This window comes from Nostoc cf. edaphicum LEGE 07299, from assembly GCF_015207245.1.
Classification (GTDB): domain Bacteria; phylum Cyanobacteriota; class Cyanobacteriia; order Cyanobacteriales; family Nostocaceae; genus Nostoc; species Nostoc edaphicum_B.
On the sequence record NZ_JADEXF010000781.1, the window covers coordinates 1 to 3,138 of the forward strand.

3 protein-coding genes are annotated in these 3,138 nt (G+C 42.2%); 2 read left to right on the forward strand and 1 reads right to left on the reverse strand.

Annotated features, from left to right (window positions below; genetic code table 11):
• The coding region (locus tag IQ229_RS20555) for a cobalamin B12-binding domain-containing protein (RefSeq protein WP_228013605.1) at positions 1–305 on the reverse strand (305 nt) is incomplete at its 3' end.
• A gap of 1,056 nt (positions 306–1,361) precedes the next feature.
• On the opposite strand from IQ229_RS20555, the gene trpS reads away from it, so the two are divergent.
• Together trpS and IQ229_RS20565 are read left to right on the forward strand one after the other, a co-directional pair.
• Positions 1,362–2,372, forward strand: coding sequence for a tryptophan--tRNA ligase (gene trpS / locus IQ229_RS20560; protein WP_194046914.1), 1,011 nt, complete (start codon positions 1,362–1,364; stop codon positions 2,370–2,372).
• Positions 2,373–2,430: 58 nt separating this feature from the next.
• On the forward strand, positions 2,431–3,138 hold a 708-nt coding region (locus tag IQ229_RS20565; protein ID WP_194046916.1), incomplete at its 3' end, for a methylenetetrahydrofolate reductase.

A 3,138-nucleotide genomic window follows, 5' to 3' on the forward strand; every position in this document is an offset into this window, starting at 1 on the left:
GGATAAGGGCCACCCACAGCAACTTTTTTCCCCAGTTGCGCTGCTTTGTGAATTTGGGCGAGAAAGTCTTCTTTCTGGGCAAGCATCGCAGAAAGAATCACGATGTCGCACCATTGCCAATCAGCATCGGTTTCTTGGTTAACATTGCGGTCATAAAACCGAACTTCCCAGTCTGTTGGTAGCATAGCCGCAACAGTCAGAATCCCTAGCGGTGGAATAAATGCCTTAAGTCCCGCTATTTTCATGAATTCGTCGTAAGACCAAAACGTTTTAGGAAAGCGGGGGTAAAGTAAGAGTACCTTCATTGCTGTAATCCTCTAATTAAATTTTGGTTGAAAAATTTTTTACTTTTGACAAATCCGTGTTTTGGATGGTCATTGCAGAGATGATGCTACGATCCCACTACTTTTATTCTTGCTCTATCTATTTTTAGATAGACATTTGCATCAGCAAAGATAATTTTGTAGTCAGTTAGCAGGATTACCGCCGTTGTCATAAAATATAATGGCGGATTTGTGCAACTAAAAACTGTCAGACCAATCGTCTGCTAGTAAATCCGGAAATAATTGAGCATTTTTATAGACCAGAGTAGTAAAGCTTTCATCAGCAGACTCTCCTGAGTGAAAAAATTAACTCATAATGTTGAGATTACTGCTACTTTCTCTGAAAAGAATTTAAATTTTGTCTATTTTTGTAAATCAAAAGTACATAAACTGCTTTGATGAAGAGCAAAAGCTTTCATTACGGCGTTTTGCAGTTTAGTATTTCTATTGTCGTGTTATGTAAACGCAATCTTTTGCAATGCCATTGCATCGAGCGGCTATGCCATTACATCGAGCGGCCATGCCATTACATCGAGCGGCCATGCCATTACATCAAGCGGCCATGCCATTACATCGAGCGGCCATGCCATTACATTGAGCGGCCATGCCATTACATCGAGCGGCCATGCCATTACATCAGCTTTTTATTTACAACAGACTACAGTCAAGCATTACAATACCTACTTTATAAGCTGTCAAAAGACACTAATGGACTTACAGTTGAAAAATATACCATCCCTGTGGGACACTCCGCGTTTGTGTAAGCGTCCCACAGGGTACGTAGGGGCGCAAGGCCTTGCGCCCCTAAAAATCTAAAAATAATTTGGGATAATTTATTTTTACAAGTCCCTAAGTTGTCGTTTTCCTTTGTGAAGAGTTTCTATACGAATGGGAGTTGAGTTAAAATCTCTCATTCTACAACGGCGAGTTGACCTGGAAAATGTCAAAATTAAATGAGTTTTGCGTAGGCGCAAGCAACTTGTCGCCAGACATCGCCACTTGACATAGCGCGGATTTGAGATAACTAAGTTGGAATTTATGGGCAAGCAACGTGTTCTTTCTGGAGTTCAACCAACCGGCAATTACCATCTAGGTAACTACTTGGGAGCCATTCGCAACTGGGTAGAAAGTCAGAGCGAATACGAAAATTATCTTTTTGTGGCTGATTTGCACGCGATTACAGTGCCACACGACCCAAAACAGTTGGCATCTGATACCTACACTCTTGCTGCTCTCTATTTAGCTTGTGGTCTTGATTTAAATCACTCCACTATCTTTGTACAATCTCATGTTTCAGCTCACAGTGAACTCACTTGGTTGCTCAACTGCATTACACCTCTAAACTGGCTGCAAGATATGATTCAGTTTAAGGAAAAGGCTGTCAAACAGGGAGAAAATGTGAGTGCAGGCTTATTGGATTACCCTGTGCTGATGGCAGCGGATATTTTGCTTTACCAAGCGGATAAAGTGCCAGTGGGTGAAGACCAAAAGCAACATTTAGAATTGACACGGGATATTGCAGCTCGGTTAAATCACCAGTTTGGTAAACCAAATCAACCAGTTCTGAAGTTACCAGACCCTTTGATTCGCAAGGAAGGGGCAAGGGTGATGAGTTTAGCAGACGGTACACGCAAAATGTCGAAGTCCGATCCTTCCGACTTAAGCCGAATCAATTTGCTAGATTCACCAGAGCAAATTCAATACAACATTAAGCGTTGTAAAACCGATCCCATTCGTGGGCTGACTTTCGACGATCCAGCGCGTCCAGAGTGTAATAATTTGTTAACGCTCTATACATTGCTTTCTGGGAAGAAAAAGGAAGATGTGGCAGTTGAGTGTCAGGATATGGGCTGGGGACAGTTCAAGCCATTGTTGACAAACACAATTATTGAGTCCCTGAAACCAATTCAAGAAAAATATCACTCGATAACGGCGGATAAAAGCTATTTGGAGTCTGTGTTGCGGGATGGAGGGGAAAAAGCTAGAGCGATCGCAAATCAAACTTTATCACAGGTAAAAACTGCTTTAGGCTACTCTCTACCTCTATAAGTTTTCGCTTTTCGGTGTGATTTGTTATACCATTTAAGAAATTGAAAGTCTTAATTTTATGCATCACACCCATAGCCCCACAGCCTTGAATTACTTTCGCAGAGCTGTACAAGCAGGTGAATTCCTAGTTACTGCTGAGGTAGCACCGCCGAAGGGAGGAGATCCAGCGCACATGATTCAAATGGCGGCGACTCTTAAGGGGAGAGTTCATGCCGTCAATGTTACTGATGGTAGCCGCGCCGTGTTAAGGATGTCTTCGTTAATGGCGTCGGTGATTTTATCACAAAATGGCATAGAGCCGATCTGTCAAATTGCTTGCCGCGATCGCAACCGCATCGGTTTACAAGCTGATTTGATGGGCGCTCATGCTTTAGGTATTTGTAATATTTTAGCTTTGACTGGCGACCCAGTAAAAGCAGGCGATCATCCAGATGCCAAAGCAGTATTTGACTTAGAAGCTGTGCGACTGCTGCAATTGATTCGGAAGATGAATCAAGGTGTTGATTGTAATGAAAAACCCTTGACTGATGGAGCCTTAGATTTATTTGTTGGTGCAGCGGTAGATCCGCAATGTAAAAGTTGGTCGGGTTTACAAAGTCGATTTGAACGCAAAATCGAAGCCGGAGCGCAGTTTTTTCAAAGTCAGTTGATTACCGATTTTGAGCGACTGGAAAAGTTTATGGATACGATTGCTGCTGGTTATAAAAAACCAATTTTGGCAGGAATCTTTCTGTTGAAATCAGCAAAAAACGCCCAGTTTATTAAT

Bases quoted from the DNA above. Each gene is read 5' to 3' on its own strand.
- trpS (WP_194046914.1), top strand. From the start codon at position 1,362: ATGGGCAAGCAACGTGTTCTTTCTGGAGTTCAACCAACCGGCAATTAC.